8 protein-coding genes and 1 pseudogene are annotated in these 6,521 nt (G+C 42.5%); 2 read left to right on the top strand and 7 right to left on the bottom strand.

Annotation, left to right across the window (positions count from 1 at the left end):
* Nucleotides 1-218 precede the first annotated feature (218 nt).
* The 5 genes and pseudogenes from QZU45_RS10350 to pnuC form a co-directional block, all read right to left on the bottom strand.
* Entirely contained in the window at nt 219-1,148 is a 930-nt protein-coding gene (locus tag QZU45_RS10350) for a metallophosphoesterase (RefSeq protein WP_295355055.1), read from the bottom strand.
* A 51-nt stretch (nt 1,149-1,199) separates the two neighbouring features.
* Nucleotides 1,200-1,555 (bottom strand): annotated as a pseudogene (locus QZU45_RS12515) (arsenate reductase family protein).
* 40 nt (nt 1,556-1,595) lie between these two features.
* Nucleotides 1,596-2,081 (bottom strand): 8-oxo-dGTP diphosphatase, encoded by a 486-nt coding sequence (locus tag QZU45_RS10340; protein WP_295355049.1) that lies wholly within the window; start codon nt 2,079-2,081, stop codon nt 1,596-1,598.
* Nucleotides 2,082-2,091: 10 nt separating this feature from the next.
* A complete protein-coding gene (locus tag QZU45_RS10335) occupies nt 2,092-2,748 on the bottom strand; it encodes a thiamine diphosphokinase (protein ID WP_295355047.1) in 657 nt (218 codons plus the stop codon).
* The gene (gene pnuC, locus QZU45_RS10330) at nt 2,718-3,296 is read right to left on the bottom strand and encodes a nicotinamide riboside transporter PnuC (RefSeq protein ID WP_074944196.1); all 579 of its coding nucleotides are present in this window, start codon (nt 3,294-3,296) and stop codon (nt 2,718-2,720) included. Before pnuC ends, QZU45_RS10335 begins: the two co-directional genes overlap by 31 nt.
* Before the next feature lie 242 nt (nt 3,297-3,538).
* Here pnuC and QZU45_RS10325 point away from each other — a divergent pair, with 242 nt between their 5' ends.
* Together QZU45_RS10325 and QZU45_RS10320 are read left to right on the top strand one after the other, a co-directional pair.
* The gene (locus QZU45_RS10325) at nt 3,539-4,684 is read left to right on the top strand and encodes an acyltransferase (RefSeq protein WP_295355044.1); all 1,146 of its coding nucleotides are present in this window, start codon (nt 3,539-3,541) and stop codon (nt 4,682-4,684) included.
* 248 nt (nt 4,685-4,932) lie between these two features.
* Nucleotides 4,933-5,103, top strand: coding sequence for a hypothetical protein (locus QZU45_RS10320; RefSeq protein ID WP_295355041.1), 171 nt, complete (start codon nt 4,933-4,935; stop codon nt 5,101-5,103).
* 43 nt (nt 5,104-5,146) lie between these two features.
* Here QZU45_RS10320 and QZU45_RS10315 read toward each other — a convergent pair whose 3' ends face one another.
* Nucleotides 5,147-5,722, bottom strand: coding sequence for a hypothetical protein (locus QZU45_RS10315; RefSeq protein WP_295355039.1), 576 nt, complete (start codon nt 5,720-5,722; stop codon nt 5,147-5,149).
* Nucleotides 5,723-5,933: 211 nt separating this feature from the next.
* A complete protein-coding gene (locus QZU45_RS10310) occupies nt 5,934-6,479 on the bottom strand; it encodes a hypothetical protein (protein ID WP_295355036.1) in 546 nt (181 codons plus the stop codon).
* Nucleotides 6,480-6,521: the final 42 nt, after the last annotated feature.

Genomic DNA, 6,521 nt, shown 5'->3' with positions numbered 1-6,521 from the left:
GCGAGATCGATTGTTAATTAAAGATCTGCCATTACTTTTGTGGCAGATCGTGAACCAACCAGGCTTTAAAAGAAAAAACTCTTAAGGACCTGGGTATGTAAATTTAAAGAAAACAGAAAAAGAGCTTTTTTATGTTGGATGAAATGTTTTTTCTTTTCAGATTGAGGAGAAATAACGGAAAATCCTCTTAAATCGTGAAATTTATGCAGATTTATGAGTTAAAACTCTCTTGAAGCCACACTTTCCACAGACACGCCACCTACACTGTCATCAGAATTCAGATCAACTCTGATGGCTGCAAGTCTTCCCTGTTTCACGCAGGAAAAATCACTGCACAATACCTTGTCAGAAAAGCTTGCATCCTCAAGGGTAACTGAGTCTGGTGAACGGCTGCGTAGCCAGTAATGACCGACAACAATAAGCTTTGGAGGCTCCTTGCCGATCCAGCCTTTAATCTGCCCCAGTTTTTTATCGGTAATTTCAGCATCGCCAACACTTAGGGCAATATCGCAGTAACGGGTCTCCTCGGTTACACTCTGCCACCATTTATATCTGATTTCCTTGCGGGATTTACCGTCCTTATCCACAAAATACTCCCCCTCAGGCAGACTCAGTTCTGTACCTTTGAGAATAATCTCGGCTGCATCCGCTATTTTGGTGACAGTACAGCCTGAGGCATTCTTAGAAGAAGCAGCAAAGAAGGAATCATCCTTAACCCGATGCTCTGAGTCAAGGTAGGAAGCCAGAATTCTCATCAGGCGGGAATTCCAGCAGGCATGAACTACACCTAGGGACGGAAGATCAAGCCACAGAGGTAGAGTCTTCATCCACTCAATGGAGTCATAGTAGAAATCCCTGTCAGTATTTACAAAGTCACAGAAAGGCAGAGAAAAGCGATCATTTTTCAGTCGCAGATTAAGACGTTTAAGAATGGCGTTATATTCGTGGTTACCCATGATACACAGAGCTTTGTTCTGCTCCACAAGCTTTCGAACCAGAGTGACACTTTCCTTCTGTTTAGGACCGCGGTCAATTAGATCACCCACAAATATAAGCTTACGCTCGGAGGATTCCCCTATCTTATCCAGAAGCTCACACAGTTCATCATAACAGCCGTGAACATCACCTATAACGTCATAACCTTTCACTTATCCTCCAGAATACCGGTGTCTCTTCATACTTCAGAAGACCGGTATAGACTATTTTTTCAGAAGAACCTGCCATTCAGGCTCTTTGAAGCCTACCAACACAGAATCCGTGGTTACTACCAGAGGTCGCTTTACCAGCATACCGTCGGAAGAGAGCAGTCTGTACTGTTCAGCCTCAGGCATTGAGGGGAGTTTTTTAGAGAGCTCAAGGGACTTGTACAGAAGACCGCTGGTGTTGAAAAAGCGTTTTAAAGGCAGACCGCTTTTTAGATGAAGCTCTCTGATAGTCTTCTCGTCAGGATGCTCTGTCTTGATGTCGACAGACTCATAGACTACGCCATGATCATCCAGCCATTTAGAGCCTTTTTACAGGTGGTACATCTTTCATAGCAGTAAACCTTAAGCATGAGAACCTCTCTTTGTGAATAACTGAAGACCTAAGACAGGTTAAAGCTTAAGCTCCCCTCCGTCTAAGGCCGCATAGACAAGATTATCCCCCTGATATGAGAGTTTCAGAGAGAAAAATGGGTGATTTTCAGACATGAGTCGTAAAAAAATCTTATCTCCTTCCCACAGAGGCAGAGAGAAAATTCTATCCTTTTCAACCCATTGAAGGTCACCTTCAGGACAGTCAGAGCTTAGCTTCCCCTGATAAGCTTCGGCTGAATACAGGAACATATACTCAGTTCCGTATCTGTCCGAGACAAAGGTGATGATTCCACGAAGCTTTGGTGACAGAGGAGTCACACCGGTCTCCTCCCTCATCTCACGGACAAGACATTCCTCAGGAGATTCTCCTTCTTCAAGATGTCCACCGATCCCGATCCACTTGTCCTTATTGATATCCTTTTCCTTTTTGGTTCGATGCAGCATCAGATAGCAGCCGTTCTGTTCAAGATAGCAGAGAGTGGTGAGATTATTTCGTGAGATCATAAAGCCAAGCCTAATAGTTCAGAAACACCAGATAGTATCCTTCAGCCTTAATGGAGAAGGATTCAGAGGTCACCTCATTCAAGGTTCCCTGCCAGAGCTCATCAAAATCGTAGATATCCCATTTGAGATTTGTACTCTTAAGACCTTTTGCTCCGAAATTAAAGATACTTACCTGAGTTCCCTTCTGAGCGTTGAAAGTACAGTCACCACAGCAGGGAATAAAGACCCCATGATCTGTATAGGCCTTAACCTTAAGCTTAAAGTTCTTAAGATACCAGACTAAAAGAGAGACATTGGCCATGGCATGATCATCACGCTTGCCGCTGATTCCAAGATAGTTAATCTCAGAGTAGCCCTTTTCTATACAGAAACGGGTAGCCTTGGTGAGGTCGTTGTAATCCTGCTCTGCGTATTCGACATAGATATGAGAATACTTTTCCTTCAGCTCATCTGACAGAGAGTCTCCGTCTCCAACCACAGCAGAAGGTTCAAGTTCCACAATGCTGAGATCGGATAAATGCTCCTTTTTAAATCTTAAAAGCGCATTTAAGGAGCCATCGGTACAGACCAGATAGTCGGCATTCTTTAGGATGCCCAGAGGAATTCTGTGGGTTGGAAAATCACCGTTTGCCAGAATTACCGGAATGTTACTGCCATGCTGTTCCATTTACGATATCCCTGAATTGCTACAAACACATAAAATGCATAAAGTGCGGCTCTAAAAGGCAGGCCCTGATGGATAAAGAGAATCACCGAAATAATATCCACCACAATCCATACGAGCCACTGCTCCACATATTTATAGGCCAGCGCAAATACACCGACAAAGGAGGCAGCTGTGGTAAAGCTGTCCATTACAGGAACCTCACTGTCGGTAAAGGTGACAAGTACCTGATAAGTAATTCCAAAAATAACAGCTGTCGCCAGAAGATAACGGACAATCTTTTTAAACGTCATATGAGTAATAAGACGCTCGGTATGTCCCTTTCCGCCAAACTTCCAGTTTAGTACACCGTAAACTGCAACCAGCACGAATACAAAGGAAATGAAGGCATAGGCATACATGCCGCTGGTAGCAAACAGGTAGATATCAATCATCGGCATGATGATACCTAAAAGCCACAGCCAGATAGAGGCTTTGTACTCATAGTAAAGATAAATCAGGCCTAAAAAGGTAGTAAAAAGTTCCAGGCCGTGTTCTGTTAGAAATTCCATAAAAATCTGCCAGGTGCAGCCGTTGGCTGACCATTGTTAAATCGTTCTGAATACCGAGAGACATTGTAGTCTATTTTGACCAAAAGTGGCTTTCAAGCTGTATTTTCAGTTAGGCAATTTTTTTGGCAGTTTAATAATGTGTGATCTGAATAACACTGAATGTAAACGTTTTCATATACAATCTCCCGACAATTTTCTTAACCAGCAAACATTCATAAAAACAAAGATTATCGAGATAACAAATGAGAAAATACAGTGAAAGAGGCTTTAAAAACCTCGAATTTTTACGCTTTCTTTTAATCTGGGCCGTAGTAGGTGTACATATCGCCTACCTGAACCTGTCAGGGGCCGAGCAGTTCTCCTGGCTTGTAAAATGGACCTCCGGCTGGCAGGCTGTGGAGATGTTCTTCCTGATGTCTGGCTTTTTCCTGTTCTACAAGGTAAGAACAGAGGAGACCGTGCTTCACTTTGCATTAAGAAAGTGGCTACGTCTGGCACCATTCATTATTGCCCTGACCATAGTAGGCTATATTGCAGCCGGTTTTGACATCATGCAGTATCCGCTGTCCGTCAACATCTTCAACTCTCTGCTGCTTTTAGACTGGAATACCCATCACTTCGGTCCTGATGCAACCATCCTGTATGTAGCCTGGTTTGCAAATGCCCTGTTCTTTGTATCTGTAATTTATTTCTGTATTTTCAAAGCATTAGGTCATGACAAGGCTCTTCTGGCAATCGGTACCATTACCTTTATCTGCTTCTACATGTATTCAAGACGTGTATTTATCGTCGTGCCTTTCATCTTCCCTATGGTAAGAGGTTTTGCCTACATCGGTTTCGGCATCCTGCTCTGTGAGGTATGGAAATCATATACCGCAGACAGAAAGCCAGAGACACAGACAAAGGTACATCCTGGGGTTAGTGCGCTTGAGGCGGTTCTGCTTTTAACAATCGTTATCAGCCTTTTCGGAGGTTCAACCGGAATTCCTACCCCAGAGGGACTTACTGTGCCACCAGATCAGATTGCAACTCTGACCGCTCAGACCTGGTTCCCTGAGCTTACCCGCTGGGCACTGGATGGGGTATGGCTTCAGATCTGCTTTGTTGCCCTGTTCTGGCTGTTCCTGTGCAACCGAGGTATTATCTCAAGAGCTCTTAACAACCCTCTGTCTGTAACCTTAGGCAAATACTCATACGCAATCTTCCTGGTTCACACCATTGTGATCAGAGCATTAAGAGACTACGTAAATCTGCCTGATCTCAAGTGGAGCTATGAGAATCCTGTACTGCTGATTTCCCTAGTATGTATCGGTATTCTGGCTGCCGCAGTTGCAGCTCATCATCTGTTGGAGCAGCCTCTGACCAGATGGGCTAATTCAAAGCTGTAATCCTTACCTCATGTACTGCTCACCGGTGAAGACTGGTGGGCAACCTTCAGAAAAGATCTTTATTTTCACCAGATAATAAAGATAAACTTGAACAAATACATCTTTATACATATTCATGTGTAAATAATTTCAGAATAAATATTCAGATCTGGAATGATCCTGAACTATACTAGATCCTGTTTGATGGTTCAGAGAAAGAATCACGACAGCGTTTAAAAAGCTTTTCTTTCACTTAAAGAGGAATAAAAATGTCAAAAAAGAAAATTAAACAGAGGAATTTCGTGCAGATGCATGTACAGGAGTTCTGTGTACCAAAGGTCTTTGAAGATCGTAAGGTAAAAGCAAAAAAAGGCTATCTTAAGCATAAGAAGAACTTTGCTCTGAGTGAGCAGGAATTTAATTTACCTCTGGCAGCTTAAATTCCTGCTCTCTTAGAACAAAGAGCTCCCTCCATTCAACAGTTCATTCAACCTTGAGAGAGTTCGGTTCAGAAACCGAATCCGAGTTTTTGAGTTTCTTCAGATCTGAATAGAATTCCGCAACCAGAACAATCAGCCAGAAAACAAAGATTGCAGAGACAATGTCATCACACATTGGACTTTCAATAACATCCACAAGATCAAACACATATCCCTGCTCCGTGGTCACAAAGAGCATTGAGAGCTCCCAGGCAAACAGAGTACAGCGTTTCTCCACAAGAGGAATCTTGCTGCCGTCATTGTCACGAAGAAGGCTCTGAACTCTTTTAATCCTGTTGAGGAGCGGTTTTAAAATAAATACAAAGATACAGACAAAAATCTGGAGCAGGAAGTTGTACCAGATGTATTTTTTTTCAACAATATCATTAGGAACACCGTTGAAATCGTAATCGAATCTGATCATATCCGGTATCTCGTCCCAGTAATAGCTGTAGGCTGCCACCTCAATAATCAGGACAGCAAAAGTCGTGCAGACAGCCATAATAGTTCTGGCTCTGATGCCTTGTGGAGTATATCCAAGAATAAGCAGTTTTAAGAATTGCTGTATAGATGCGAACATAGTTATTTCTTTTTTCCAAGGTATACCTCTATTATTTGGCAGAAAAACGAAAAAACAAGAAACAAGGACGAGAACAGAGAGTAAGGCGAGGTTTTAAGAAAAATTTTGAAATAATCTTCGACAGTTGTACTAATGTGAGGTACGAAAAAGCTTTATCTGCAAAGGCTCCGCTTATGTTACGCCTTTTAAACAGCCCACTGATAGACAGAGTCTATTTACCGTAACAGCTCATCAGAACCAGCAGAGCAGCAGTCATCAGAAGAATTCCGCTCCAGAGCACAACTGCAGTGATTATCGCAGCACGGTACTGTCTTTTTTCCAGGAGCAGTTCGTTCTTAAGTCTTGCTATGAGTTTTCCAAGCCATACAGTTGTCCCGATGGAGCACAGAAAACTGAAGGTGCACAGAGGCAGTATCAGAAAAACGATGAAGTTCTCCCAGTTATCTGATCCCAGGGTGAATACCGAAAAGTCACAGAATCGACTTAAAATAGAATTTATAGTAAATGAGGCTGGCTGGTAGAGAACAATACCAGCAATGGACAGGACAAAAAGCAGAATAGATATCTTCTGCTGACTTTTATTGAGAAGTGTTCTCTGAAAATATACCGGCTGACGATTATGTTTCTGACCTGTTTCTTCAACAACAAGCAGTTTATGGACTGCAAAAGCCGAAACCGCTGCTAGGACCGCATATCCGCAGAAAAGGATATTTTCAAGAAAAAACGCTGTAAATGGACCAATGTTATGCAAGTTCATAGCAAAATCTTTGTATTTTTATCTTTTTTTTAAATCTTCTGG

Origin of the sequence: uncultured Succinivibrio sp., from assembly GCF_902756765.1 — a bacterium.
Classification (GTDB): Bacteria; Pseudomonadota; Gammaproteobacteria; order Enterobacterales; family Succinivibrionaceae; genus Succinivibrio.
Note: the sequence above shows the minus strand (reverse complement) of the source record. Positions and strands in the feature narration are given on the sequence as shown.

Coding starts and splice junctions, on each gene's coding strand:
- QZU45_RS10340 (WP_295355049.1), bottom strand. CDS start 2,081: ATGATCTCACGAAATAATCTCACCACTCTCTGCTATCTTGAACAGAAC.
- QZU45_RS10335 (WP_295355047.1), bottom strand. CDS start 2,748: ATGGAACAGCATGGCAGTAACATTCCGGTAATTCTGGCAAACGGTGAT.
- pnuC (WP_074944196.1), bottom strand. CDS start 3,296: ATGGAATTTCTAACAGAACACGGCCTGGAACTTTTTACTACCTTTTTA.
- QZU45_RS10325 (WP_295355044.1), top strand. CDS start 3,539: ATGAGAAAATACAGTGAAAGAGGCTTTAAAAACCTCGAATTTTTACGC.
- QZU45_RS10320 (WP_295355041.1), top strand. CDS start 4,933: ATGTCAAAAAAGAAAATTAAACAGAGGAATTTCGTGCAGATGCATGTA.
- QZU45_RS10315 (WP_295355039.1), bottom strand. CDS start 5,722: ATGTTCGCATCTATACAGCAATTCTTAAAACTGCTTATTCTTGGATAT.
- QZU45_RS10310 (WP_295355036.1), bottom strand. CDS start 6,479: ATGAACTTGCATAACATTGGTCCATTTACAGCGTTTTTTCTTGAAAAT.